This window comes from Micromonospora sp. CMU55-4, from assembly GCF_011602315.1.
In the GTDB taxonomy this organism is placed as follows: Bacteria; Actinomycetota; Actinomycetes; order Mycobacteriales; family Micromonosporaceae; genus Micromonospora; species Micromonospora chalcea.
Genome location: NZ_JAAOLH010000005.1, coordinates 70903 through 95609, shown reverse-complemented (window position 1 = coordinate 95609; position 24707 = coordinate 70903). Strand labels below are relative to the sequence as shown.

Below are 24707 nucleotides of genomic sequence, written 5' to 3'. Positions count from 1 at the left end.
GCCGGACCCGGCCCGCACGGCGCTTTCGCCACCGCCGGGGCGGACCGGCTCGACGGGTGCCCGGGAGCGGGCCCGCCCGCCCTGACAGAATGCGGGGGAGCAGTGAGTGGACCAGATTGAGGAGACGCCAGCCGTGATCCGTACCCACAATGCCGGAAGCCTGCGCGCCGCGGACGCCGGCTCGACGGTGACGCTCGCCGGGTGGGTGGCCCGCCGGCGCGACCACGGCGGTGTCATCTTCGTCGACCTGCGGGACGCCTCCGGTGTCGTGCAGGTGGTCTTCCGCGAGGAGGACGCGCACGCGCTGCGCAACGAGTTCTGCGTCAAGGTCACCGGCGAGGTGACCCGCCGCCCCGAGGGCAACGAGAACCCGGACCTGCCCACCGGCGAGGTCGAGGTGACCGCGTCCGCGCTGGAGGTGCTCTCCGAGGCCGCGCCGCTGCCGCTGCCGGTGGACGACCAGATCGAGGCCGGCGACGACATCCGGCTCAAGTACCGCTACCTGGACCTGCGCCGGGGCGGCCCGGCGAAGGCCATGCGGCTGCGCTCGCGGGCCAACCAGATCGCCCGTGGTGTGCTGCACGAGCGGGACTTCCTGGAGATCGAGACGCCGACGCTGACCCGCTCCACCCCGGAGGGCGCGCGCGACTTCCTGGTGCCGGTGCGGCTGCAGCCGGGCAGCTGGTACGCGCTGCCGCAGTCGCCGCAGCTGTTCAAGCAGCTGCTCATGGTCGGCGGCATGGAGCGGTACTACCAGATCGCCCGCTGCTACCGCGACGAGGACTTCCGTGCCGACCGGCAGCCGGAGTTCACCCAGCTCGACATCGAGATGTCGTTCGTCACCGAGGACGACGTGATCGACCTCGGCGAGGCGATCGTCTCGGCGCTGTGGAAGGACCTCGCCGGCTACGAGATCGCCCGGCCGATCCCGCGCATCACCTGGCACGACGCCATGTCCCGGTACGGCTCTGACAAGCCGGACCTGCGCTACGGCGTGGAGCTGACCGAGCTGACCGACTACCTGCGCGGCACCGAGTTCCGGGTGTTCGCCGGCGCGATCGACGCGGGCGGCTACGTCGGCGCGGTGGTCATGCCCGGCGGCGCGGCGCAGACCCGCAAGGAGCTGGACGGCTGGCAGGACTGGGCCAAGGCGCGCGGCGCGCGCGGCCTGGCGTACGTGGTGCTGGACGCCGAGACCGGCGAGCCGCGCGGCCCGGTGGCGAAGAACCTGTCCGAGGCGCACCTGTCCGGTCTGGCCGACGCGGTCGGCGCGAAGCCCGGCGACGCGATCTTCTTCGCCGCGAGCACGAACACCCGCGAGGCGCAGGAGCTGCTCGGCGCGGCCCGGATCGAGATCGCCAAGCGGTCGAACCTGATCGACGAGAGCGCCTGGGCGTTCTGCTGGGTCGTCGACGCGCCGATGTTCGAACGCACCGACGAGGGCGGCTGGACCGCCGTGCACCACCCGTTCACCTCGCCGAACGCCGAGTGGGTGGACCGGTTCGAGGACGCGCCGGACCGGGCGCTGGCGTACGCGTACGACATCGTCTGCAACGGCAACGAGATCGGCGGCGGCTCGATCCGTATCCATCGCGGCGACGTACAGCAGCGGGTGTTCGACCTGCTCGGCATCACCGCCGACGAGGCGCAGGACAAGTTCGGCTTCCTGCTGGAGGCATTCAAGTACGGCGCCCCGCCGCACGGCGGCATCGCGTTCGGCTGGGACCGGGTCTGCATGCTGCTGGCCGGCGCCGACTCGATCCGCGAGGTCATCGCGTTCCCGAAGACCCGCGGCGGCTTCGACCCGCTGACCGGCGCGCCCACCCCGATCACCGGGCAGCAGCGCGCCGAGGCCGGCATCGACGCCAAGCCGAAGGCCCCGGCCGGTCCGCACGCCGGCACCGCCGGCCCGGCCGCCCCGGTGGCCGACCCCGTCTGATCCTCGCTTTCCGGAACTGGCCCGCGTCATGATGACGCGGGCCTTTTTCGATCTTCGGGGGAGACGACATGAACCTGCTCGTGGTGGGAGCCAGCGGCTTCCTCGGCGCCGAGGTGTGCCGGCAGGCGGTCGCCGCCGGGCACCGGGTCGCCGGCACGTACCACCGCGCCGCCGTCGCGGTGCCCGGCGTCGCGCCGCACCGGCTCGACGTGACCGACCGCGCCGCCGTGCGGGAGCTGCTGACCCGGGTACGCCCCGACGCGGTCGTCGCCACCCCCTACCGGTACGACGACTGGGCGGTCACGGCGGACGGGGCGGCCCACATCGCGGTGGCCGCCGCCGAGGTGGACGCCCGGCTGGTGCACCTGTCCAGCGACGCGCTGCACGCCGGGCGGCCTGCGCCGTACGCGGACGAGGACGTGCCCACGCCGCTGCACGCGTACGGGGCGGCGGCGGAGACGGCGGTGCGGGCGGTCGATCCGGGCGCGGCGCTGGTGCGTACCTCGCTGATCGTGGGGGAGGGCAGCAAGCAGATCCATCTCTGCCGGGAGGCCCTCGCGGGGCGGGCCACGCTGTTCACCGACGAGCTGCGCTGCCCGGTGCACGTCGCCGACCTCGCCGCCGCGGTGCTGGAGCTGGTGCCGGGCGACTATGCCGGGCTGCTGAACGTGGCCGGGCCGGACGCGGTGAGCCGCGCCGAGCTGGGGCTGCTGGTGGCCCGGCACGACGGGGTGGATACGGGCGGGCTGCGGACGACCACGATCGCCGCCGCCGGGCTGCGCCGACCGGGCGAGGTGGTGCTGGACTCCACCCGCGCCGCGGGCCTGCTGCGGACCCGGCTGCGGGGGATCACCGAGCTGTACGGCTAGTTGCACAGATTCTTTGCAAGTATCTTGTGCATGGAAAGTGTGCACAGATATTGTGCATCTCATGGAGGAGAAGAAGCGCACCGTACGCATCGACCACCGTCAGGTCCGCGCGCTGGCCCAGCCGCTGCGCATGCGGCTGATCGGGGCGCTGCGCGTGGTGGGCCCGGCCACCGCCACCACCCTCGCCGAGGCGCTCGGCACCAACAGCGGCGCGACCAGTTACCACCTGCGCCAACTCGCCGAGGTCGGCCTCGTGGTCGAGGACCCGAGCCTCGGCACCGGCCGGCAGCGCTACTGGCGGGCCGCGCACGACGTCACCAGCTGGGAGTCCAGCGACTTCGACGACGACCCCGACTCGCGGGCGGCCATCGAGTGGGTCGAGGCGGACTACGTCCGCTTCTTCGCCGGGCACGCCGAACGCTGGTTCGCCCAGCGGCACCGGTGGTCGCCGGCCTGGCGTGACGCGTTCGGCATGGGCGACTTCTTCATGCGGATTCCGGTGGACCGCCTCAAGGCGATCCAGGAGGAGGTCTTCGCGGTCTTCGAGCGGCACCGCGACGAGACCGACCCGGACGACCCCGACGCCGAGACGGTGCAGCTCTACCTCGCCGCCCTCCCGATGGACGCGGCGTTCCCCCGGTCCACCCCGCCACCCGCCGAGGAGAAGCCGTGACCGCGCTGTCCGTACGCCAGATCCGGATCCGCTACCTCACGCTGTACGGCCTGCGCTGGCTGCCCAGCGGCCTGCTCATGCCGGTGATGATCCTGCTGATGCAGGAGCGCGGCCTCACGCTGTCCCAGATCGGCCTGGTCGCCACCGCCCAGGGCCTCGTCGTGCTGGCGCTGGAACTGCCCACCGGCGGCTTCGCCGACGCGCTCGGCCGCAAACCCGTGCTGGTCGCCGCCTGGGCCATCGGCCTCGGCTCGCTGGCGCTGATGGCGGTGGCCGACTCGTTCTGGATGTTCTTCCTGGTCTGGGCGCTGCAGGGCGTCTACCGGGCGCTCGACAGCGGCCCGATGGAATCCTGGTACGTGGACGCGACGCTCGCCGCCGACCCGAAAGCCGAGTACGAACGCGGCCTCGGCTGGGCCGGCACCGTGATCGGTGTCGCCATCGGCGCCGGCGCCCTGCTCAGCGGCGGCCTCGTCGCGCTCGGCCCGGTCGGCCCGGTCAGCGCCCTCGCGCTGCCGGTGATCGTCGCCGCCGTGCTCCAGGCCGTGTCCATCGTGGCGCTGCTCGCGCTGATGGCCGAGCGGCGGCCCGCGTCCGGCCCGGCCGCGCTGCGCGCCTCCGTGGTCGACGCGCCCCGGATGGTCGGGCAGGCCGTCGGGCTGCTGCGCCGAAACCGGGTGCTGGCGGCCCTGGTCGCCGTCGAGCTGTTCTGGGGCTTCGGCATGGTCACCTTCGAGTCGCTGCTGCCGGTACGCCTCGCCGAGGTGCTCGACGACCCGGCCCGCGCCGCGGCGCTGCTCGGCCCCGCCGGCACCGCGGCCTGGCTCGCGAACGCCGCCGGCGCCGCGCTCACCCCGTTCCTGCTGCGCCGCCTCGGCGCCGCCCCGGCCGCCGCGCTGATGCGGATCCTCCAGGGCGTCACAGTGGTCGGCATGGGCCTGCTGGCCGGGCCGGTCGGCATCCTCATCGCGTACCTGGCCTGCTACACCGTGCACGGCGCGTCGAACCCGCTGCACATGGGACTGCTGCACCGGCAGGTCGACGGGCCGTACCGCACCAGCGTGCTGTCGCTCAACTCGATGGCCGGCCAGCCGGCCGGCGCGCTCGGCGCGGTCACGCTCACCGCGCTGGCCGACGCCACGAGCGTCAGCACCGCCATGATCGTCGGCGGGGTGGTGCTCGCCGTGGCCGCGCCGCTCTACCTGCCGGCCTGGCGCGCCGCCCGCCGTACCCCCTCGGCGGTCGACGTGACGCCGGAGGTGACGGGCGGCGGCCCCGGCCACGCCGGCCTGGCGTCCGAGCCGCCCCTCGACGCGGCGGACCGTGGCGCCGCCGTCGGCGCGGACGCGGCTGCCGTCACTGGCGGGCCCGGGCCGGTGGTCGTGCCGGCGTCACCCGGCCGCGACTGAGTCCTGCGGGCGTCGTCCGGCAGTGGTTGGGCCGTCCCGGCGTCCCGGCGTCCCGACGGCGGGCGTCGCCCGGCGGCGGCCGAGTGGTGCCGGCGTTGTCGGCAGCAACGTTCCCGGCATCGCCGTGCGGGTCACCGCCCCGCGGGTGGAACGTCATGGGTGTCTCGGCTCCCGTTTGACACCCATGACGTTCCACTCACCGGTTCGACGCGCCCGCTTCCGATCGCAGCCCTGGCCGGGTGCCGGCAGCGTCAGGCCAGCTTGATCGAGGTGCGGCGTTCGGTGGCGGTGAAGCCGAGCCGCCGGTAGAGCCGGATCGCGCCCAGGTTGTCCGGGTAGACGCCCAGCGCCACCGTGTCGTACCGGGCGAACAGCGCGCCCGTCATGCCGGCGGTCAGCGCCGCGCCCAGCCCTCGCCCGCGAAGCCCGGGTGCGACGGTCAACCCGGCCAGGAAGCCGATGTCGGCGCGGCTGCGATCCGCGCCGCAGGCGAGCAGGCGGTCCCCGTCGCGGATCCCGTACCAGTCGACGATGCCCGGCTCGCCCGGCCGGGAGGTGGTGCTCGGAAACGCCTCCTCGATCAGCGCGGTCAGGGCGGGGCGGTCGGCAGCGGTGAGCCGCTCCACCCGCTCCTGCTCCGGCTGGTGCGGCGGCGGCGCGGTGGTCCAGAGGAAGTCCCACTCGATCAGCCGGGCCACCGGCAGCCGCGCGGCCACCTCGTCCGGGTCGGCGTGGGGCAGGTTGATCGACTGACCGGCTCGCAGCGTCCCGTCCGCCCGGTGGGCGGCGAAGACGTCGAGCGCCGGGCCGGGGGCGCCGACCGCCCCGCCGGCCGACCACTCGCCCGGCGGGAGCAGCCACCCGACCGCGCCGCCGTGCCGCCATCCGCGTACGGCCTGGTCGTCCCGCAGCGCGTGCCGGGCGTACGGGTGGTCGCCGGCCGCGGCGAGCAGCGCCCCGCGCCCGGTCAGCGCCTCGTCGACAGTGATCATTGCGCCAGCCTACGAGCACCCGCAGCCCGTATCGGAGGACGGCCATCTCCTGTTCCAGGGTGGAGATTGACGAACAGACCGATTGGGTACATCCGTCGCCGACCTGCTGGGAACCCCCACCGGAGGAACGACATGCTCGCCATTCTCGCGGCCATCGTGTTCGGTTTCGCGCTGCTGCTCGACTTCATGAACACCGACCTCGGCGCGCCCGATCTGTTCAGCACCTCGACGCTCATGCTCATCGGCTTCCTGCTGCTCTCGCTCTACCTGGCCGGCGTCGGCTCCGGCCCGCGCGGTGGCGGTGGCGGCCGCTGGTACCGGGGCCGGCGGCCGGGTCGCGGCTGACCGGAAACGACCACCCGGGTCGGGTCGGCGGCGCGATTCCGGCGCCGTCGGCCCGGCCCGGTACTGTTCTCGTGATGGAATCGGACGCCCTCTTCACCCTCGGCGAGCCCGCCGGAGCACCCGCGGGCGCGAGCGGCGCCGACGGCTTCACCGACGCCCGGGCGGACTCGCCCCTGCCGGTGCGGATGCGGCCGGCCGGCATCGACGAACTGGTCGGGCAGGAGCACCTGCTCGCACCGGGCGCGCCGCTGCGTCAGCTGGTCGAGGGCGCGGCGCCGATGTCGGTCATCCTCTGGGGGCCGCCGGGCAGCGGCAAGACCACGATCGCGCATCTCGTGGCCCGGGCCACCGACCGGCGGTTCGTGGCGATGTCCGCGCTGACCGCCGGCGTGAAGGACGTCCGCGCGGTGATCGAGACCGCACGGCGGCAGCGGCGTTCCGGCGGCCCGCCGACGGTGCTGTTCATCGACGAGGTGCACCGGTTCAGCAAGACCCAGCAGGACTCGCTTCTCGCCGCCGTCGAGGACCGTACTGTCACGCTGCTGGCGGCGACCACGGAGAACCCGTACTTCTCGGTCATCTCGCCCTTGTTGTCGCGGTGCGTGCTGCTCACCCTCCAGGCCCTCGACGACGACGACGTACGCGGGCTGCTGCGCCGCGCGGTCGCCGACGAGCGCGGCCTCGGCGGCGCGCTGGTGCTGGCCGAGGAGGCGGAGGACCACCTGGTCCGGCTCGCCGGGGGCGACGTGCGCAAGGCGCTCACCGCGCTGGAGGCGGCGGCGGCCACCGCGACCGCGCTCGGCACCGGCCGGATCGACCTGGCCGTGGCGGAGCAGGCGGTCGACGTGGCGGCGGTGCGCTACGACCGCGACGGCGACGCGCACTACGACGTGACCAGCGCGTTCATCAAGAGCATGCGCGGCTCCGACGTGGACGCGGCGCTGCACTGGCTGGCCCGGATGCTGGTGGCCGGCGAGGACGCCCGGTTCATCGCCCGCCGGCTGGTGATCTTCGCCAGCGAGGACGTCGGCATGGCCGATCCCACCGCGCTGACGGTGGCCACCGCCGCCGCCCACGCGGTCGAGTACGTGGGCCTGCCGGAGGCGCAGCTCAACCTGGCCCAGGCGGTCATCCACCTGGCCACCGCGCCGAAGTCGAACTCGGCCACCGCCGCGATCGGCGCCGCTGTCGCCGACGTACGCGCCGGTCGCGGCGGTCCGGTGCCGCGCGGGCTGCGCGACGCCCACTACTCCGGCGCGCGCGGACTCGGGCACGGGGCCGGCTACCGCTACCCGCACGACGACCACCGGGGGGTGGTCACCCAGCAGTACGCTCCGGACGACCTCGTCGGGACCGACTACTACCAGCCCAGTGGGCACGGCGCGGAGCGGGCGGTGGCCACCCGGCTGCCGCTGCTGCGCCGGATCGTCCGTGGGCTGCCGGCACCGGCGACCCGGGCGGAGGCCGGCGCCCCGGCCGCCGTGAACGGGGCCCGGGTGGGCGGCGGCGAGCAGGCCAGCGGGGCGAGTGAGGGCGGCAGCGACGCCGCCGAGGGGGGTCAGTAGTGATGGCGCGTGGTCCGGAGCGGCCGGCGGACGGCCCCGACGAGCGGCGCGATCCGCGGGCCAAGGGCCGCCGGTGGGGACGCGGCCGGGCCGAGCCCGAGCTCGACCCGACCGTCGTCGGCGAGGAACTCGGCTGGATCGACGATCTGCGTACCGCCAAGCAGCAGGGCGGCGAACTCGGACCGGAGGGGGATTCCTCCGCGCCCGCGCCGGGCCGGCCGGGAGCAGCACCGGGTCCGGCCGCCGGGCCCGGCATGCCTCCGCCCGCCGCCGGGCCGGGGATGCCCGCCCGGTCCGCTCCGCGGCCCCCGGCGCCGGGCCCGCAACCACCCGGCCGGCCGGGTCCGCAGCCGCCCGCGTCCGGTCACCCGGGCCCGCAGCCGCCCCTGGCCGGTCACCCGGGCCCGCAGCCACCCGTCTCCGGTCGGCCCGGCCCGGCGGCGCCTCCGTCGTCCGCCCGGCCCGGTCCGTCGTCTCCCGCCGCCCCGCCCCCCGGCCGTCCCCAACCGGCCGGGCCGGTGCCGGACGGCCGCACCGACCCGACGCAACCGCCCGTTTCCGGTCGTGGCGGCCCGGCGTCCCCGCCGGGCGTGGGCCGCGGAGGACCGGCCGGGCCCGGTCACGTCCGGCCCGGCGCGGACGTACCACCTGTCGCCGGGCGTTCCGCAGCGGACGCGGGCGCCGCCCGGCCCGGTCCGGAGATGCCACCCGGCCGCCCGGCTGACGCGCCGCCCCCGATGCCCGGCGGCCGGCCCGGTCCGCGTCCTCCGGTGACCCGGCGCGGTCCCGACCAGCTCGGCCCGGCCGCGCCGCCGGTGCGCCCCGGCGGTCCCGAGGCCGGCGCGCCGCGCCCGCCCGTCGACGGTCCCTGGCCCGGCGTGCCCGAGGCCCGTCGTCCGGCGGGAGCACCCGCCCGCCGGGGCGCGGACGGCCCCACCGGCCAGCAGCCGCCGGTCACCGGCGTCTCGCCGCCGCCCGGCGCGCCCGCCGGGCCGCCACCCGGCCGGGTACCCGCCGAGCCGGGCCGCCCGCCCGTCGACGGCGAGCACCGGCCCCCGACACCGCGCGGCCGGCACGGCGCCGGCGTGCCGGAGGGCGCGCACCAGGCCGCGGCCAACCCGCCCGTCACCTCGCCGCCCGGCGGCCGCCGGGCCCGGCCCGACGACACCGCCGGCGTCCAGCCGGTCTCCGGCGGGCCCCGTCGCGCGCGACCGGACGACGTTGCGCCCGGCGTCCGGCCCGTGTCGGGCGCGGGCCGTCGTGCCCGGCCGGACGACGTTCCGCCCGGCACCCGCCCCGTCTCCGGCGCCGGCCGCCGCGCCGCGCCGGAGGGCGTCGTGCCCCCGGCGGGTGGCCGCCGGGCCGCCCCGGAACCGGACCGCCCGCCGGTGGTGCCGCGCAGCGGAAACGCGCCGGACCTGCCCGGCGCGCCCGTGTCCGGCGGCCCGGCGAACGCGCCGCGCCGCGCCGCGCCGGGTGGCCGGAGGGCCGCTCCCGACGGGCCGGCCGAACCCGGCGCCGCGGCCGAGGCGGCGCGGCCCGGACGTCGCGCGGCGCCTGACGACACCGGCGACCCGCGTCCGCAGCGGCCGGGCGAATGGTTGCGGCAGGCCGGTCGCGCGCCACACACCGACCCCGCCATGCCGGTGACCCGCCGCCCGGCCGACGAGCCGACCGGCCGTACCGGCGCCGCCGTCCCACCGGTCCGCCCCGAACCGGCCGATCCGGGCACGCCGTCGCGGCGGCCCGCGCCGGCTGGACCGGGTGGGCCGGCGCGTGGCGCGGCGGCAGGCCAACCGGCTGCACCGGTCCGGCCCGACCAGTCCGGCCCGATCGCGCCCCCGGCGGGTCCCCCGATGCCCGCCCCGGCCGCGAACCCCGGCCGCCCCGGCCCGGCCCGGGGCGCCGCCCGCCCCGGCGTACCACCCGGTGGCGGCCCGCAGAGCGACGTCGAGCGCACGGGCGGTGTGCCGATCGGTGGTGGCCGTCCCGGTGGTGGCCCGCCGCGTCCGGCCGGTCCGCCCGGCGGCGACGGTGGCCGTATCGGTCCCGGCCCGCACCCACCCCGGCAGGGACCCGGCGGTCCCGGCCCGCATCCGCCCCGGCAGGGGCCCGGCGGGTCCGGCCCGGTCCGGCCCGGTGAGGCACCTCCGCCCGGTGGCGGACCCCGTCCACCGGTGGCGCCCGGCGCCCGGGGCGCGGCCGCCGGACCGGCGCCTGCCGCCCGCGCGGCGGCGGGTGTGGCGCGACCGGTCGGGCCGGACGAGCGGACCACCGGCCGGGCGGCCGGCCCCGGACCGGAGCCGGATCGCAGCGGTCCGGGCAACCCGGCCGGCGTGGCGCCGCCTCCGGGCGCTCCGGCGGTGGCGCGGGCGGCTGCTGTCGTACCCCCGGGGGAGGCTGCCGGGCCACGGCCCGGCGCGGACGCCATGCCCGCGCCGCGACCCGCCGGTCCCGGCGTGGACGAGACCGACGCGGAGGCCGGTGGCCTGCGCGGCGCCCGGTCCGAGCTGCGGCGGCAGATGCGCGAGCGGCGCCGCCTGCGGATGGGTGTCCTCGCGCTGGTGAGCCTCCTGCTGCTGGGCGCGGTACCGCTCTACTTCGGCATGCGGACGCTCAGCCGCGATCCGGTCTTCGACACCCTCGACGCGCTCGACGTGCCCGCCTGGGCCGAGAAGAAGACAGTCGACAACGTCAGCGGCAGCCGCTGGTGCCTGCAGGACTGCCGGCTGCGGGAACGCGCGGTCGAGTCGGAGCAGGGATGGGAGCAGACGGTCGCCGTCTACGAGCAGGCGCTGGCCAAGGACGGCTGGCGGCGGTGGAGCGTCGAACGCTGCCCGGAGGAGAAGGTCGAGGGCAGCTACACCTGCTGGCGTCGCGACGAACTCACGCTTGACCTGTGGGTACGCGACCCGGCCTGCACGCCGCCGCCGATCGACGGCGCGCCCGCGCCCTCCGCGCCGGCCGCGCCCGCAGCGGCGACGTGCACCGGCTCGTTGGTGTCGGTGAAGGTGCGCAACGCGATCGACGACGAGCGCACCGGGCCGACGCCGACCACCGATCCGTCACTCACCGGTGAGGATCCGTTCCCGACGCTGACCGACGACCCGCTGGGCGAGGCGACTCCCTCACCGTCGTGAGCCGACTTTCATCACGGACGGTAGGGTCTGGGGCTGGCACGCCCGTCCGCGCTCGGTGACCGGGTCGGCGTGGCGCGAAGTGGGTAGGTACGGTCGCGCGTTCCGGGGCGTCGGGTTCCGGGACACTGCTTGAGGAGGACATGCGCGTGAGTGGTGGAGAAATCGCTGCGCTGATCGCGGCCGGCGCGTTCCTGATGCTGGTGCTCGTGCTGGCGGTGCCGATCCTGCGGCTGCGGCACACCGTGGACGCGACGACCCGCATGATCACCGAGGTGAACGAGCGCACCGCGCCGCTGCTCGGGGACGTGAACACCACGGTGAAGAACGTCAACGTGGCGCTGGAGCAGGTGCAGACCTCGCTGGACGGGGTGAACCTGCAGCTCGCCAAGGTGGACACCATGACCAGCCACGCGCAGAACGTCACCGCGAACGTGGCGAACCTGGCCACCGTGGTCTCGGCCGCCGCCGCGAACCCGCTGGTGAAGGTGGCCGCGTTCGGGTACGGCGTGCGCCGCGCCGCCTCCGCGCGCCGGCACGCCGAGACCGAGCGCGAGGTGCGCGACACCATCAAGCAGCAGCGTCGCGCCGCCAAGCGCGGCAACCGCTGACCCCGACCGGCGTACGCGGGAGGATGAGAGCATGAGGCGGTTGTTCTGGCTGGGCATCGGGCTGGCCGTGGGCGTCCTGGTGGTGCGCAAGGCCACCCGGACCGCGCAGGCGTACACCCCGGCCGGCATCGCCAGCGGGCTGTCCGAGTCCGCCGGCGGTCTGGTCGAGTCGCTGCGGGCGTTCGTGGACGACGTCCGGGTCGGCATGGCCGAGCGTGAGCAGGAGATCCACGAGGCCTTCGCCCGCGGCGAGGTGTACGACGACCAGTTCGCCGAGCTGCGGGAGGACCCGCGCATCGGCGACCGAGAGATTTTCCCGGAGGACCACCAGCGATGAAGACGGCGGAGATCAAGCGGCGGTTCCTCGCCCACTTCGAGGCGAACGGGCACACCGTGGTGCCGTCCGCTCCGCTGCCCGCCATCAGCGACCCGAACCTGCTGTTCATCAACGCGGGCATGGTGCAGTTCGTGCCCTACTTCCTGGGCCAGCAGACCCCGCCGTACGCGCGGGCGACGAGCGTGCAGAAGTGCATCCGGACGCCTGATATCGACGAGGTCGGCAAGACCAGCCGGCACGGCACGTTCTTCCAGATGAACGGCAACTTCTCCTTCGGTGACTACTTCAAGTCCGGGGCGATCCCGCTCGCCTGGGACCTGGCGACGAAGTCGGTCGAGGCGGGCGGTTTCGGGCTGGACCCGGAGCGGATCTGGGCCACGGTCTACCTGGACGACGACGAGGCGTACGACATCTGGCGCGCCACCGGCGTGCCGGCCGAGCGGATCGTGCGCCGCGGCAAGGCCGACAACTTCTGGTCGATGGGCATCCCCGGCCCGTGCGGCCCGTGCTCCGAGCTGTACTACGACCGCGGCCCGGCCTACGGCCGCGAGGGCGGTCCGGAGGTCGACGAGGACCGTTACCTGGAGTTCTGGAACCTCGTCTTCATGCAGTTCGAGCGCGGCCCGGGCACCGGCAAGGAGGACTTCCCGATCCTCGGTGACCTGCCGGCGAAGAACATCGACACCGGCATGGGCCTGGAGCGGATGGCCTCGCTGCTGCAGGGCGTGGACAACCTCTACGAGATCGACGAGGTCCGCCCGATCCTCGACAAGGCCGCCGAGCTGACCGGCAAGCGCTACGGCGTGCACTCCGGTCACGCGGCGAACGAGTCGCACCCGGACGACGTACGGCTGCGGGTCATCGCCGACCACGTGCGCACCTCGCTGATGCTGATCGGCGACGGGGTGACCCCGTCGAACGAGGGCCGGGGCTACGTGCTGCGCCGGATCATGCGGCGGGCGATCCGGGCGGTGCGGCTGCTGGGCTACCAGGACCGGGCGCTGCCGGAGCTGCTGCCGGTGGCCCGCGACTGCATGGCGCCGTCGTACCCGGAGCTGGCCGAGGACTTCGGCCGGATCTCCCAGTACGCGTACGCCGAGGAGGACGCGTTCCTGGCCACGCTGCGCGCCGGCACCACGATCCTGGACACCGCGATCGCGGAGACCAAGTCGGCCGGCAAGGCGGCGCTCTCCGGTGACAAGGCGTTCCAGCTGCACGACACGTACGGCTTCCCGATCGACCTGACCCTGGAGATCGCGGCCGAGCAGGGGCTGCAGGTCGACGCGGAGGGCTTCCGCCGGCTGATGGCCGACCAGCGCAGCCGGGCCAAGGCCGACGCGCAGGCGCGCAAGACCGGGCACACCGACGTGTCGGCGTACCGGTCGGTGCTCGACGGCGGCGGGCCGGTGGAGTTCACCGGCTACACCGAGCTGAGCCGCGAGTCGCGGGTGCGCGCGCTGCTGTCCGGCGGCGCCGCGATCTCCGCCGCGGTCGAGGGCGACACGATCGAGCTGGTGCTCGACACCACCCCGTTCTACGCCGAGGGCGGCGGGCAGCAGCCCGACCAGGGGCTCATCACCGTCGGCGGCGGCCAGGTCGAGGTCTTCGACGTGCAGCAGCCGGTGCCCGGCCTGATCGTGCACCGGGCCAAGGTGGTGCGCGGCGAGGTGCGCTCCGGGGAGACCGGGTACGCCGAGATCGACGTGTCCCGCCGCCGGGCGATCTCCCGCTCGCACACCGCGACGCACCTGGTGCACCAGACGATGCGCAACTTCCTCGGCGAGTCGGCCACCCAGGCGGGTTCGCTGAACGCGCCCGGCCGGCTGCGGTTCGACTTCAACACCCCGACGGGTGTGGCGCCGAGCGTGCTGCACGACGTGGAGCAGCAGGTCAACGAGGTGCTGCTGGCCGACCTGGAGGTGCACGCGTTCGTCACCAGCCAGGAGGAGGCGCGCCGGATCGGGGCGATGGCCCTGTTCGGCGAGAAGTACGGCGAGCGGGTCCGGGTCGTCGAGGTCGGCGACTACGCCCGGGAGCTGTGCGGCGGTACGCACGTGGCCCGCTCTGCCCAGCTCGGCCTGGTGAAGATCCTCTCCGAGGCGTCGGTGGGTTCCGGGGTACGCCGGATCGAGGCGCTCGTCGGCATGGACGCGTTCGGCTTCCTGGCCCGCGAGCACCTGCTGGTGTCCCGGCTGGCCGAGCTGTTCCGGGTGCCGGGGGAGCAGGTCGCCGACCGGGTGGAGCAGACCGTCACCCAGCTTCGCGACGCGGAGAAGGAACTGGAGAAGCTGCGCGCCCAGCTCGTGCTCGGCGGGGCCGGCGCCCTGGCCGCGCAGGCCAAGGACGTGCGCGGCGTCGCGTACGTCGGCACCGAGGCCCCCGAGGGCGCGGCTGCGAACGACGTGCGGACCCTCGCCCAGGAGATCCGGGGCCGGATCGACCCGGCCCGCCCGGCGGTGGTCGCGGTGGCGGCCCGGGCCAACGGCAAGGCGTCCCTGGTGGTGGCCGTCAACCAGGCCGCCCGGGGCCGGAGCCTGAGCGCGAAGGACCTCGTGAAGGCGGCGTTCTCCGGCCGGGGCGGCGGCAGCGACGACCTGGCCCAGGGCGGCGGCCTGCCCGCGGCGGAGGCGCCGAACCTGCTGGTCACCGTCGAGCAGGCGGTCGCCGGTACGGCATGAGCGAATGCACCGAGCGGAGCGAGGGCCGTGAGCGCATGCCCGATCGGCACGGCATGAGCGCACCGATCGACGCCAGGGCGGACCACCCGGTCCGCCCTGGCCCGTACCGGCGGGGAGGTGTCCGATAGTGGCCGAGCTGTCCCGTGGCGTCCGGCTGGGCGTCGACGTGGGCCAGGTCCGGGTGGGTGTGGCCCGATGTGATCCGCACGGCATCCTCGCCACGCCCCTGGTCACGCTGGCCCGCGACCTGACCGCCGAACCGGACGCGGTGCCCGCCGACATGGCCGAGCTGGTCCGGCTCGCCGCCGAGCACGAGGCGGTGGGGATCGTGGTCGGCCTGCCGGTCAACCTCGCCGGAAAGCACGGCCCCGCGGCGGTGAACGTATCAGCCTATGCCAGCCGATTGGCTGATGTAATGAGGCCGATTCCGGTGACGCTGACGGACGAGAGGATGTCTACCGTCGTCGCGAGTCGTAGGCTGGCCGAACGGGGCGTCCGGGGAAAGCGCCAACGGGCGGTGGTCGACCAGGCCGCCGCGGTGGAGATTCTGCAGAGCTGGCTGGACGCACAGCGGAGGCGGACGCAATGATCGACGACCTTGATCTGGGCTTCGACGAGCAGGACAGGGGGGAGAAGGGCCGGCACCGGCGCGGCGCGGTACGCCGACGGCAGGGCAAGTCCGGCGGCGGCCGGGGCAAGACCCTGCTCGCCCTCGCGCTCGCGCTGATCCTGCTGGGCGGCATCGGCGGCGGCGCGTTCTACGGCTTCGACCGGGTCCAGAACTACTTCGTCACCCCCGACTACGACGGCTCCGGCACCGGCCAGGTGACCGTCGAGATCAAGCAGGGCGCGCTGCTCGCCGACATGGCCGACGCGCTCGTCGCCGCCGACGTGGTGAAGAGCACCAAGGCGTTCATCGAGGCCGCCGAGGAGAACTCGCGCAGCAAGAACATCCAGCCCGGCACGTACAAGCTGCGCAAGCAGATGAGCGGCGACGCGGCGGTCGCGGCCATGCTGGACCTGAAGAACCGGATCGTGAACGGGATCACCATTCCCGAGGGGCTCACCGCGAAGACGGTCTACAAGCGGCTCTCCGAGAAGACCGACATCCCGGTCAAGGACTTCGAGGCGGCGGCGAAGGATCCGGAGGCGCTCGGCGTGCCGGACTGGTGGTTCAAGCGCTCCGACGGCAAGAAGGTCAAGCCGTCGATCGAGGGCTTCCTGTTCCCCGACACCTACGAGATCCCGCCGAAGGCCACCGCCGAGACGGTGCTCAAGCTGATGGTGAACAACTTCCTCACCGTCACCTCGAACATGCAGTACGCCGAGAAGGTGCAGCAGGACCGCGGTGGCATCACCCCGTACGAGGCGCTGATCGTCGCCTCGCTCGCGCAGGCCGAGGCCGGCAACAAGGTCGACCTGGGCAAGGTCGCTCAGGTCGCCTACAACCGGGTCTACAAGGGCAACTTCGACTGCGGCTGTCTGGAGATGGACGTCACCGTCAACTACTACCTGGAGTTGACCGGGCGGCCGACCAAGGCGTCGAAGGACATGACCGCCGCCGAGCTGGACGACCCGAAGAACCCGTACAACCGCAAGCTGCGCGGCCTGATCCCCACCCCGATCAACAACCCGGGCAAGGACGCCCTGCAGGGCGCGCTCAGCCCGCCGCCGGGCAAGTGGCTCTTCTTCGTGGCGATCAGCAAGGACGGGCGCTCCGCGTTCGCCGAGACCTACGCCGAGCACCAACGCAACGAGCAGAAGGCGCGCGAGGCCGGGATCATCTGATGGCCGATCCCCGCCGCGCCGCGGTGGTCGGCAAGCCGATCGCCCACTCGCTCTCCCCGGTGATCCACACCGCCGGGTACGCGGCGGCCGGGCTGAGCGGCTGGTCGTACACCCAGATCGAAGCCGGCGCCGACGACCTGCCCGGCCTGGTCGCGGGCCTCGGCCCGGAATGGGCCGGGCTGTCGGTGACCATGCCGGGCAAGGAGGCGGCGCTCGCGCTGGCCGACGAGGTCTCACCGGCCGCCGCCGCCGTCGGCGCCGCCAACACGCTGGTACGACGCGCCGACGGCACCTGGTACGCGGACAACACCGACGTCACCGGCATGGTCGAGGTGCTCACCGGCGCGGGCTGCGTCGCCGGGGCGGTCGTCACCGTGCTCGGCGCCGGTGGCACCGCCCGGGCGGCCATCGCGGCGGCAGCCCGGATCGGGGCGGCCGAGGTGACTGTGGTGGCCCGCCGCCCGGAGGCGGTCGACGAGCTGCGCCCGGTCGCGGCGGCGGCCGGCGTGCCATTGGCCGGGGCCGAGTGGGACGGCGCGCCCGCGCACGCCCGCGCCGACCTGGTGATCTCCACGGTGCCGAAGGGCGTGGCCGACCCGCTCGCCGACAACTTCGACTGGCGACCGGAGTCGGTCTTCTTCGACGTCGTCTACGATCCGTGGCCCACGCCGCTCGCGGCGGCGGCGCTGACAGCCGGGTGCCGGGTGGTCTCCGGGCTGGACCTGCTGCTTGCCCAGGCGTACGGCCAGTTCGAGCAGTTCACCGGCGTCACCGCCCCACGCGCCGCGATGGCCGACGCCTTGAGTAACGACCGTTTGAGCAATCGCTGAACCGGGGAGCCTGGTGTCAACCGCCATCGGGTCTCACCGACTACAGGTGGCGTAGACCCGTCGGCGCGTATCCACCTACTTCGAAGCAAGCCCTTCCCCACGCGGCCAGCCTGTGATCATATTGTTCTATACGTGCGTAGGCTGTTACAGAGCGTCAATGGCTCTGTGTGCGGGAAGGAAGAATCTTGCGCAGACGAACGGGGACCGCGGTAGGTACTGCTCTAATGACCGCAGCGGCGATGCTCGGTGCTTTCGGGGGAGCATCGTCCGCTTCAGCATCCGCCTCCGCCGGCTACATCAGCGGCGTCGACGCAGTGACCGATGACTGGGGTGACGAGGGGACGCTCAGCACGACGAGTTATGCGAACAGCGGCGCTGTAGGGCTCTGGCAGAAGGTTCTGGTCGCGGACGGGCTGATGAGCACTGTGGACGTCGACTGTTCGTTCGGTCCGAAGACCTTGGCGGCCACGAAGACCTGGCAGAGCCGGAACGGCCTCACCGCTGACGGGAAGGTCGGACCCGCCACCTTCGGGAAGGCCGACAACCGGCTGACCGATCAGGGCAACGGCTATGTCTACTACAACGGTTCGAACGGCGTTGCCGCGTTCAAGCGTGCAAACGGCCGGTACTCGGCACTCTTCTACAACTCGAACGACACGTGGTCGGTGGTCTACTACTCCTCGAAGCCGTCGTGGTGCTGACGAGCTTCACTGCCTGATCGACTGACGCGTGAGTTCCAGGGATTTCGGGACGGATCGCGGTAGCGGAGAGGTGTCCGTCGCTTCGTCGGACACCTCTCCGCAGCCCCGAGGGAGCCAGACGCCCGGCGGGTGATTCGCTTGACCGCCCGTGCCACACGTCCTCAGCCGCACGGATCACCTCATGTCGGCGCGCTGCCGCTGCCCCCTTGCTCGGATCGCTCGCGTCCGGTGGGCGGGATGCGGCGGGCGGCGTACGCCGGTGACCACCGGGCGTGACACACTGACCGTCGTGTTGCGCTGGCTGACTGCAGGTGAATCGCACGGACCCGCCCTCGTCGCGATGCTGGAGGGCGTACCCGCCGGCATCGAGGTGACCACCGGGGAGATCTCCGGCGAGCTGGCCCGGCGCCGGCTCGGCTACGGCCGGGGTGCCCGGATGTCGTTCGAGCAGGACGAGGTCGAGATCATCGGCGGGCTCCGGCACGGCGTGACGCTCGGCAGCCCGGTGGCGATCCGGGTCGGCAACTCCGAGTGGCCCAAGTGGCGCACCGTGATGGCCGCCGACCCGGTCGACCCGGAGGAGCTGGCGAGTCAGGCCCGCAACGCGCCGCTGACCCGTCCCCGCCCGGGTCACGCCGACCTGGCCGGCATGCAGAAGTACGGGCACACCGACGCCCGGCCGATCCTGGAGCGCGCCAGCGCCCGGGAGACCGCCGCCCGGGTTGCGGTGGGCACCGTCGCCAAGGCGCTGGTGCGTCAGGCGCTCGGCGTCGAGATCGTCTCCCACGTGGTCGAGCTGGGCCCGGTGGCGGTCAAGCTGGGCCTGCGACCCACGCCGGAGGACGCGGCGCGCATCGACGCCGACCCGCTGCGCTGCCTCGACGCCGAGGCCAGCGCCCGGATGGTCGCCGAGGTCGACGCCGCGAAGAAGGCCGCCGACACGCTCGGTGGCGTGGTCGAGGTGCTCGCGTACGGGGTGCCGCCGGGCCTGGGCAGCCACGTGCAGTGGGACCGCAAGCTCGACGCGCGCCTCGCCACCGCGCTCATGTCGATCCAGGCGATCAAGGGCGTGGAGATCGGCGACGGCTGGCAGCAGGCCCGCTCGCGCGGCTCGGAGGCGCACGACGAGATCGTGCCCACCGCCACCGGCGTGCGGCGGATCACCGACCGGGCCGGTGGCCTGGAGGGTGGCATCACCACCGGTGAGCCGCTGCGGGTGAAGGCGGCCATGAAGCCCATCTCGTCGCTGAACCGGGCCCTGGCCACGGTCGACGTGACCACCGGCGAGCCGGCCACCGCGATCAACCAGCGCTCCGACGTGTGCGCGGTGCCGGCGGCGGCGGTGGTGGCCGAGGCGATGGTCGCGCTGGTGCTGGCCGAGGCGGCGGTGGAGAAGTTCGGCGGCGACTCGGTCGCCGAGATGCGCCGCAACCTGACCGGTTACCTCGACAGCTTGGTGATCCGGTGAGCACCCGGCCGATCTGCGTGCTGGTCGGTGCGCCCGGTGCCGGCAAGACCACTGTCGGCACGGCGCTGGCCGAGGCGCTCGGCGTCGACTTCCGGGACACCGACGCCGACATCGAGAACCTCGCCGGCAAGCCCATTCCGGAGATCTTCGTGGACGAGGGGGAGGAGCACTTCCGTACCCTCGAACGGGCCGCCGTGGCGGCGGCGCTCGCGTCGCACGCGGGCGTGCTCGCGATCGGCGGCGGCGCGGTCCTGGCCGAGGAGAACCGGGCAGCGCTGATCGGCCACACCGTGGTGCACCTGTCGGTGGAGCTGCCGGACGCGGTCAAGCGGGTCGGTCTGGGCGCCGGGCGTCCGTTGCTCGCGCTGAACCCGCGCGCCACGCTCAAGCACCTGATGGACCAGCGCCGCCCGCTCTACGCCGAGGTGGCGACCGCGACCGTGGTGACGGACGGGCGTACGCCGGAGGAGTTGGCCGCGGAGATCGCCGCGCTGCTCAAGCCCTGACACCCGCACTGCCGCGCCCGGCTCCCGCCCTCGGTGGAACGCGGTGGGTGTCTCCGGGGTGTCGTGGCACCCATGACGTTCCACCCGGCGTGGATGACGTTGGTGGGTGGAACGCCTTGGGTGTCTCCCGAGCGTTATGGCACCCGTGGCGTTCCAGTCGGCGTCGATGGCGTCGGTGGGTGGAACGCCATGGGTGCGTGGGAAACGTGTCGGGACGGGCCGGTCAGGCATTTGCCGCAACGGCCCCGGCCGCCCTGCGGCGAGGGCTCCGCTCCGGTCGCCAGGTGGCGAGCAGCGCCAGCGCCAGCGCGATCTCGGCCAGGTCACCCAGGTAGTACATGAGCGTGGCCCCGGCCCGCAGCTCGGCGGCGGTCGCCGGCACGTCCACGAACAGCCCGGCGTAGAGCAGTTGGGCGATGGTGGCGTGCGCGGCCACCCCGACCCCGATCACCACCAGCCGCACCGGTACGCGCGGGCGGTGCGGGCCCGGGTCGGGACCGGCGATCGACCAGGCGAACAGGCAGCCGCTGAGCAGGAAGTGCACGTTCACCAGCGTGTGCAGGGCCGGGCTGTCCAGCGTGGCCCGGTACAGCGGGGTGAGGTAGAGCAGCCACAGCCCGCCCGCGGTGAGCAGCAGGCCGGTCACCGGGTGGCCGAGCACCCGTGCTGTCGGATGCCGCAGCAGATGGACCAGTGCCCGGCCGGTACGCCGGTCCAGCGTGCGCAGCAGCAGCGTGACCGGGGCGCCGAGCACCAGCGCCAGCGGCGCGAGCATGCCGATCAGCAGGTGCTGCCACATGTGCCCGACGAAGTCGCCGGCCGGCCACGCCAGCCCGCCCGCCAGCAGCAGCGCGCCCAGCCCGAAGCTCGCCGTCCGGGCGTGCGGCCAGCCGGGCCCGCCCGGGTCCCGCAGCCGCAGCGCGGCGGCCAGGTACGCCCAGAACAGCGCCGCCGGGATCAGCGCGATCGCCGGGAAGCCGCCGTCGGCGTGCCCGGCGTGAGCCAGGCTCACCGGCGCTCCGGCGCGCAGAGGTCCACCGTGCGGGCCCGGCGCTGGATCGTCCAGCCGACAGCGATCAGCACCACGCCGAGCGCGAGGAACCCGAGGTCCCACCAGAGCTGGTTCGGGCCGCCGCGGACGTGGTGGATGCCGAGCAGGTGGTGGTCGACGACGCCCTCGACCAGGTTGAACAGGCCCCAGCCGATCAGCGCCCAGCCCCACAGCATCGGCGAGCGCCACAGCCGGCCCCGCGAGTGTGTGACCCGGGAGTAGAGCAGGGCCAGGCCGGTCAGCACCGCCACCCAGGTGACCACGTGGAATAGGCCGTCCCAGAGCGTGTTCATCTGCAAGCCGGGCACGGTGTCCACCGGGTACTCGCGGACGCCGATCCGGTCGCTGCCGGTGCTGCTGAGCATGTGGTGCCACTGCAGGACCTGGTGCAGGACGATGCCGTCGACGAAGCCGCCGAGCCCGACGCCGAGGATCGTGGCGGGCAGCCGGATGCTCGTCGCGGACTCCGGTCGGGTCGCGTGTGCCGTCGTCTCACTCATTCCGGCCGCCCTACCCGCGATGTGGCCGGACAAACACCCAGCCAGTGGACAACGGCCGCGCGGGGGCGGCGCGCTGGACTAGGCTGCCCGCGATGGACGAGGTGACCCGGATCCCGGTCGGCGGCGAGCGGCCGTACGACGTGCTGGTGGGACGTGACCTGCTGGACCCGCCGCCGGTGCTGCTGGCGGGCGCCGAGCGGGTGGCCTTCCTGCACGCGCCGCCGCTCAAGGCGCTCGCCGACCGGCTCGCCGACGCGGTCCGCGAGGGCGGCGTGACGCCGCTGCTGATCGAGGTGCCGGACGCCGAGGCGGGCAAGCACGTCGACGTGGCGGCGGCCTGCTGGGAGCGGCTCGGCGACGCCGGGTTCACCCGTACCGACGCGGTGGTCGGGGTGGGCGGCGGCGCGGTCACCGACCTGGCCGGTTTCGTCGCCGCGACCTGGCTGCGCGGCGTGCGCTGGGTGCCGGTCGCGACGTCGCTGCTCGGCATGGTCGACGCGGCGGTGGGCGGCAAGACCGGCATCAACACCGCAGCCGGCAAGAACCTGGTCGGCGCGTTCCACCCGCCGGCCGGCGTGCTGGCCGACCTGGCGACGCTGGACAGCCTGCCCCCGGCCGACCTGGCCGCCGGCATGGCCGAGGTGGTCAAGTGCGGGTTCATCGCCGATCCGGTGATCCTCGACCTGGTCGAGCGGGACCCGGCCGCCGCGCTCGACCCGGCCGGGCCGGTGCTGCGGGAACTGGTCGAGCGCGCGGTCCGCGTGAAGGCCGACGTGGTCGCCGGTGACCTGCGCGAATCCGGGGTACGCGAGGTGCTCAACTACGGGCACACCCTCGCCCACGCGATCGAGAAGGTGGAGGGGTACCGCTGGCGGCACGGTCACGCGGTGTCGGCCGGCCTGGTCTACGCGGCCACTCTCGCGCGGCTCGCCGGCCGGCTCGACGCGGCCGACGCCGAGCGGCACCGCCGGGTGCTGACCGCGCTCGACCTGCCCACCGGCTACCGGGCCGACGCCTGGCCGGAACTGCTGGCCGCGATGCGGGTGGACAAGAAGGCCCGGGGCAGCCGGCTGCGGTTCGTGGTGCTCGACGGGATCGCCCGCCCGGCGATCCTGGAGGCGCCGCCGGACGACCTGCTCGCCGCCGCGTACGCGGAGATCAGCTCATGAGGGTGTACGTGCTCAACGGGCCGAACCTGGGCCGGCTCGGCACCCGCCAGGTCGACGTGTACGGGGTGACCAGCTACGCCCAGCTGGTGGCCGACTGCGAGCGGCACGGCCGGGAGTTGGGGCTGGACGTGGTGGTCCGGCAGACCGACGCCGAGCACGAGATGCTGGCCTGGCTGCACGCGGCGGCCGACGAGGAGGCGGCGGTGGTGCTCAACCCGGCGGCCTGGACGCACTACTCGGTAGCGGTGCGGGACGCCTGCGCGATGCTGCGCGGCCCGCTGGTCGAGGTGCACATCTCCAATATCCACGCCCGGGAGGAGTTCCGGCGCCACTCGGTGGTCTCCGCGGTGGCGACCGGGGTGATCTGCGGGCTGGGCGTGGACGGCTACCGGCTGGCGCTGCAGCATCTGGCTCAGCGTGCGAGTCCGATTCGACAGGGCGAGTAGACTTGGACGGTCTGTCCGCCAATTGATGATCAAGGCAGGAAATGGCCACCACCAACGACCTGAAGAACGGCCTGGTACTCAACCTGGACGGCGAGCTGTGGGCCGTCGTCGAGTTCCAGCACGTCAAGCCCGGTAAGGGTGGTGCCTTCGTGCGCACCACGCTGAAGAACGTGCTGTCCGGCAAGGTGGTCGACAAGACCTTCAACGCGGGCACCAAGGTCGAGACCGCGACCGTGGACAAGCGCACCATGCAGTACCTGTACGCCGACGGCGAGGACTACGTCTTCATGGATCTGGAGACGTTCGACCAGATCACCGTCCCCGGCGGCACCGTCGGCGAGGCCGCCAACTACCTCCTCCCCGAGGCCGAGGCGACCGTCGCCACCCACGAGAGCGTGCCGCTGTACATCGAGCTGCCGACCTCGGTCGTGCTCGAGGTCACCTACACCGAGCCGGGCCTGCAGGGCGACCGGTCGACCGGCGGCAACAAGCCGGCCACCGTCGAGACCGGCGCCACAGTGCAGGTGCCGCTGTTCATCACCACCGGTGAGAAGATCAAGGTCGACACCCGCGACGGCCGTTACCTCGGCCGAGCCTGATGGCCGAGGGTCCCAAGCAGCAGATGCCCGCGCGTCGCAAGGCGCGCAAGCGGGCGCTGGACGTGCTCTTCGAGGCCGACCTGCGGGACCGCCCGCCGGTCGAGGTGCTCGCCGGCTACCTGGAGCGGATCGAGCAGCCGCGCCCCGACCACCTCGGCTACGCGGTCGGGCTGGTCGAGGGCGTGGCGGCGCACCTCGACCGGATCGACGAGACGATCGCCAGCTACGCCGAGGGGTGGACGCTGGACCGGATGCCGGTGGTCGACCGCAACCTGGCCCGGATCGCCGTGTACGAGCTGCTCTACGTCGACGAGATCGACGACGCGGTGGCGATCAGCGAGGCGGTGGAGCTGGCCCGGCAGATGTCGACGGACGACTCGCCCCGGTTCCTCAACGGCATCCTCGGCCGGATCGCCGAGTACGCCAGCCGCTGAGCCCCGCGCTCCGACGACGAAAGGGCCCGTGCCGTCCGACACGGGCCCTTCTCGTACGTGATGTCAGGACGCGAAGAACGCCCGCGGGTCGGCGACCAGCACGCCGTGCTCGGTCAGCCGCTCGATCAGCCCCGACGGTGAGGCGTCGTAGACGATCGCGAGGGCGCGCAGGTCGTCGGCGCGGATGGAGAGCACCCGGCCGTTGTAGTCGCCGCGCTGCTGCTGGATGGCGCGCGCGTAGCGGGCGACGTAGGCCAGGTCCTCGGAGGCCTCGTCGTAGAGCCGCTCCAGGTCCAGCACGATCTTGCTGGTGGGCTCGTGACGCACCCCGCTGCCGTCGGGCAGCAGCTCCGAGACGGGAACGCGGTAGAAGTCGGCCAGTTCCGCCAGGCGGGACACGGTGACGGCGCGGTCGCCGCGCTCGTACGAGCCGACCACCACGGCCTTCCACCGCCCGTTCGACTTCTCCTCCACCCCCTGCAGGGACAGGCCCTGCTGCTGGCGGATGGAGCGCAGGCGGGCGCCCAGCGACTTGGCGTATTCAGAGGGCATTCGGACACTCCCAGTGCTGCTCGGGGTTCTCCCAGCTATCGCTACGGAGCGTGACGGTACGGGGATTGCGACACGCGGTCAAGTGTTGCTGTCCACGACGTCTAGGAC

General features: G+C 73.8%; 24 protein-coding genes. 20 read left to right on the top strand and 4 right to left on the bottom strand.

The window, feature by feature from the left end; genetic code table 11:
• Positions 1 to 133 precede the first annotated feature (133 nt).
• From aspS to HA073_RS11290, 4 genes are all read left to right on the top strand, one after another.
• Positions 134 to 1939 (top strand): aspartate--tRNA ligase, encoded by a 1806-nt coding sequence (gene aspS / locus HA073_RS11305; protein WP_043324967.1) that lies wholly within the window; start codon positions 134 to 136, stop codon positions 1937 to 1939.
• 68 nt (positions 1940 to 2007) lie between these two features.
• Positions 2008 to 2808, top strand: coding sequence for a sugar nucleotide-binding protein (locus HA073_RS11300; protein ID WP_166456339.1), 801 nt, complete (start codon positions 2008 to 2010; stop codon positions 2806 to 2808).
• Between the two features lie 61 nt (positions 2809 to 2869).
• The gene (locus HA073_RS11295) at positions 2870 to 3481 is read left to right on the top strand and encodes a helix-turn-helix transcriptional regulator (protein WP_166456338.1); all 612 of its coding nucleotides are present in this window, start codon (positions 2870 to 2872) and stop codon (positions 3479 to 3481) included.
• Positions 3478 to 4890 (top strand): MFS transporter, encoded by a 1413-nt coding sequence (locus HA073_RS11290; protein ID WP_166456337.1) that lies wholly within the window; start codon positions 3478 to 3480, stop codon positions 4888 to 4890. Before HA073_RS11295 ends, HA073_RS11290 begins: the two co-directional genes overlap by 4 nt.
• Positions 4891 to 5141: 251 nt before the next feature.
• Here HA073_RS11290 and HA073_RS11285 read toward each other — a convergent pair whose 3' ends face one another.
• On the bottom strand, positions 5142 to 5882 hold the full coding sequence (locus tag HA073_RS11285) for a GNAT family N-acetyltransferase (RefSeq protein WP_166456336.1): 741 nt from the start codon (positions 5880 to 5882) through the stop codon (positions 5142 to 5144).
• Positions 5883 to 6014: 132 nt separating this feature from the next.
• Between HA073_RS11285 and HA073_RS11280 the strand changes: the two genes are divergently transcribed.
• The 12 genes from HA073_RS11280 to HA073_RS11225 all read left to right on the top strand — a co-directional run bounded on the left by HA073_RS11280 (position 6015) and on the right by HA073_RS11225 (position 19848).
• Positions 6015 to 6227, top strand: a complete 213-nt coding sequence (locus HA073_RS11280; RefSeq protein WP_018785054.1) for a hypothetical protein — start codon at positions 6015 to 6017, stop codon at positions 6225 to 6227.
• Between the two features lie 74 nt (positions 6228 to 6301).
• Entirely contained in the window at positions 6302 to 7792 is a 1491-nt protein-coding gene (locus tag HA073_RS11275) for a replication-associated recombination protein A (protein WP_166456335.1), read from the top strand.
• A 2522-nt stretch (positions 7793 to 10314) separates the two neighbouring features.
• Entirely contained in the window at positions 10315 to 10932 is a 618-nt protein-coding gene (locus HA073_RS31115; protein ID WP_043330338.1) for a hypothetical protein, read from the top strand.
• A gap of 146 nt (positions 10933 to 11078) precedes the next feature.
• Complete coding sequence (locus tag HA073_RS11265; protein ID WP_104115776.1) at positions 11079 to 11540, top strand: DUF948 domain-containing protein; 462 nt, start codon at positions 11079 to 11081, stop codon at positions 11538 to 11540.
• Between the two features lie 31 nt (positions 11541 to 11571).
• Entirely contained in the window at positions 11572 to 11877 is a 306-nt protein-coding gene (locus tag HA073_RS11260; protein WP_013285491.1) for a hypothetical protein, read from the top strand.
• Positions 11874 to 14555: an alanine--tRNA ligase gene (alaS, locus tag HA073_RS11255; protein ID WP_064448515.1), complete on the top strand. Its 2682-nt coding sequence runs from the start codon at positions 11874 to 11876 to the stop codon at positions 14553 to 14555. Before HA073_RS11260 ends, alaS begins: the two co-directional genes overlap by 4 nt.
• A gap of 127 nt (positions 14556 to 14682) precedes the next feature.
• Entirely contained in the window at positions 14683 to 15144 is a 462-nt protein-coding gene (gene ruvX / locus HA073_RS11250; RefSeq protein WP_043324961.1) for a Holliday junction resolvase RuvX, read from the top strand.
• Positions 15141 to 16343 carry an endolytic transglycosylase MltG gene (gene mltG / locus HA073_RS11245; RefSeq protein WP_166456334.1) on the top strand — a complete coding sequence of 401 codons (1203 nt, stop codon included), beginning with the start codon at positions 15141 to 15143 and terminating at the stop codon, positions 16341 to 16343. Before ruvX ends, mltG begins: the two co-directional genes overlap by 4 nt.
• Entirely contained in the window at positions 16343 to 17173 is an 831-nt protein-coding gene (locus HA073_RS11240; RefSeq protein WP_166456333.1) for a shikimate dehydrogenase, read from the top strand. The genes mltG and HA073_RS11240 overlap by 1 nt, the downstream gene beginning before the upstream one ends.
• Before the next feature lie 224 nt (positions 17174 to 17397).
• Positions 17398 to 17874, top strand: a complete 477-nt coding sequence (locus HA073_RS11235; protein ID WP_166456332.1) for a peptidoglycan-binding protein — start codon at positions 17398 to 17400, stop codon at positions 17872 to 17874.
• Positions 17875 to 18163: 289 nt separating this feature from the next.
• Positions 18164 to 19342, top strand: a complete 1179-nt coding sequence (gene aroC / locus HA073_RS11230) for a chorismate synthase (RefSeq protein ID WP_166456331.1) — start codon at positions 18164 to 18166, stop codon at positions 19340 to 19342.
• A complete protein-coding gene (locus HA073_RS11225) occupies positions 19339 to 19848 on the top strand; it encodes a shikimate kinase (RefSeq protein WP_043324958.1) in 510 nt (169 codons plus the stop codon). The genes aroC and HA073_RS11225 overlap by 4 nt, the downstream gene beginning before the upstream one ends.
• A 223-nt stretch (positions 19849 to 20071) precedes the next feature.
• Here HA073_RS11225 and HA073_RS11220 read toward each other — a convergent pair whose 3' ends face one another.
• Both HA073_RS11220 and HA073_RS11215 read right to left on the bottom strand, forming a co-directional pair.
• Positions 20072 to 20860: a cytochrome c oxidase assembly protein gene (locus HA073_RS11220; RefSeq protein ID WP_166456330.1), complete on the bottom strand. Its 789-nt coding sequence runs from the start codon at positions 20858 to 20860 to the stop codon at positions 20072 to 20074.
• Complete coding sequence (locus tag HA073_RS11215; protein ID WP_166456329.1) at positions 20857 to 21399, bottom strand: DUF2243 domain-containing protein; 543 nt, start codon at positions 21397 to 21399, stop codon at positions 20857 to 20859. The genes HA073_RS11220 and HA073_RS11215 overlap by 4 nt, the downstream gene beginning before the upstream one ends.
• Before the next feature lie 92 nt (positions 21400 to 21491).
• Between HA073_RS11215 and aroB the strand changes: the two genes are divergently transcribed.
• The 4 genes from aroB to nusB are packed head-to-tail and all read left to right on the top strand — an operon-like array spanning position 21492 to position 24047.
• On the top strand, positions 21492 to 22568 hold the full coding sequence (aroB, locus tag HA073_RS11210) for a 3-dehydroquinate synthase (protein WP_166456328.1): 1077 nt from the start codon (positions 21492 to 21494) through the stop codon (positions 22566 to 22568).
• Positions 22565 to 23014: a type II 3-dehydroquinate dehydratase gene (gene aroQ / locus HA073_RS11205; protein ID WP_043324954.1), complete on the top strand. Its 450-nt coding sequence runs from the start codon at positions 22565 to 22567 to the stop codon at positions 23012 to 23014. Before aroB ends, aroQ begins: the two co-directional genes overlap by 4 nt.
• 41 nt (positions 23015 to 23055) lie before the next feature.
• Complete coding sequence (gene efp, locus HA073_RS11200; RefSeq protein WP_013285503.1) at positions 23056 to 23613, top strand: elongation factor P; 558 nt, start codon at positions 23056 to 23058, stop codon at positions 23611 to 23613.
• 23 nt (positions 23614 to 23636) lie between these two features.
• The gene (gene nusB, locus HA073_RS11195; protein WP_174534511.1) at positions 23637 to 24047 is read left to right on the top strand and encodes a transcription antitermination factor NusB; all 411 of its coding nucleotides are present in this window, start codon (positions 23637 to 23639) and stop codon (positions 24045 to 24047) included.
• Positions 24048 to 24110: 63 nt separating this feature from the next.
• Here the strand turns inward: nusB and HA073_RS11190 are convergent, their stop codons facing one another.
• Entirely contained in the window at positions 24111 to 24599 is a 489-nt protein-coding gene (locus tag HA073_RS11190) for a transcriptional regulator (protein ID WP_013285505.1), read from the bottom strand.
• Between the last annotated feature and the right edge of the window lie 108 nt (positions 24600 to 24707).

Bases quoted from the DNA above. Each gene is read 5' to 3' on its own strand.
- HA073_RS11235 (WP_166456332.1), top strand. From the start codon at position 17,398: ATGACCGCAGCGGCGATGCTCGGTGCTTTCGGGGGAGCATCGTCCGCT.
- mltG (WP_166456334.1), top strand. From the start codon at position 15,141: ATGATCGACGACCTTGATCTGGGCTTCGACGAGCAGGACAGGGGGGAG.
- HA073_RS31115 (WP_043330338.1), top strand. From the start codon at position 10,315: ATGCGCGAGCGGCGCCGCCTGCGGATGGGTGTCCTCGCGCTGGTGAGC.
- HA073_RS11285 (WP_166456336.1), bottom strand. From the start codon at position 5,882: ATGATCACTGTCGACGAGGCGCTGACCGGGCGCGGGGCGCTGCTCGCC.
- HA073_RS11260 (WP_013285491.1), top strand. From the start codon at position 11,572: ATGAGGCGGTTGTTCTGGCTGGGCATCGGGCTGGCCGTGGGCGTCCTG.
- HA073_RS11300 (WP_166456339.1), top strand. From the start codon at position 2,008: ATGAACCTGCTCGTGGTGGGAGCCAGCGGCTTCCTCGGCGCCGAGGTG.
- HA073_RS11190 (WP_013285505.1), bottom strand. From the start codon at position 24,599: ATGCCCTCTGAATACGCCAAGTCGCTGGGCGCCCGCCTGCGCTCCATC.
- aroB (WP_166456328.1), top strand. From the start codon at position 21,492: ATGGACGAGGTGACCCGGATCCCGGTCGGCGGCGAGCGGCCGTACGAC.
- alaS (WP_064448515.1), top strand. From the start codon at position 11,874: ATGAAGACGGCGGAGATCAAGCGGCGGTTCCTCGCCCACTTCGAGGCG.
- HA073_RS11295 (WP_166456338.1), top strand. From the start codon at position 2,870: ATGGAGGAGAAGAAGCGCACCGTACGCATCGACCACCGTCAGGTCCGC.
- aroQ (WP_043324954.1), top strand. From the start codon at position 22,565: ATGAGGGTGTACGTGCTCAACGGGCCGAACCTGGGCCGGCTCGGCACC.
- efp (WP_013285503.1), top strand. From the start codon at position 23,056: ATGGCCACCACCAACGACCTGAAGAACGGCCTGGTACTCAACCTGGAC.
- HA073_RS11240 (WP_166456333.1), top strand. From the start codon at position 16,343: ATGGCCGATCCCCGCCGCGCCGCGGTGGTCGGCAAGCCGATCGCCCAC.
- HA073_RS11280 (WP_018785054.1), top strand. From the start codon at position 6,015: ATGCTCGCCATTCTCGCGGCCATCGTGTTCGGTTTCGCGCTGCTGCTC.
- HA073_RS11275 (WP_166456335.1), top strand. From the start codon at position 6,302: ATGGAATCGGACGCCCTCTTCACCCTCGGCGAGCCCGCCGGAGCACCC.
- nusB (WP_174534511.1), top strand. From the start codon at position 23,637: ATGCCCGCGCGTCGCAAGGCGCGCAAGCGGGCGCTGGACGTGCTCTTC.
- HA073_RS11215 (WP_166456329.1), bottom strand. From the start codon at position 21,399: ATGAGTGAGACGACGGCACACGCGACCCGACCGGAGTCCGCGACGAGC.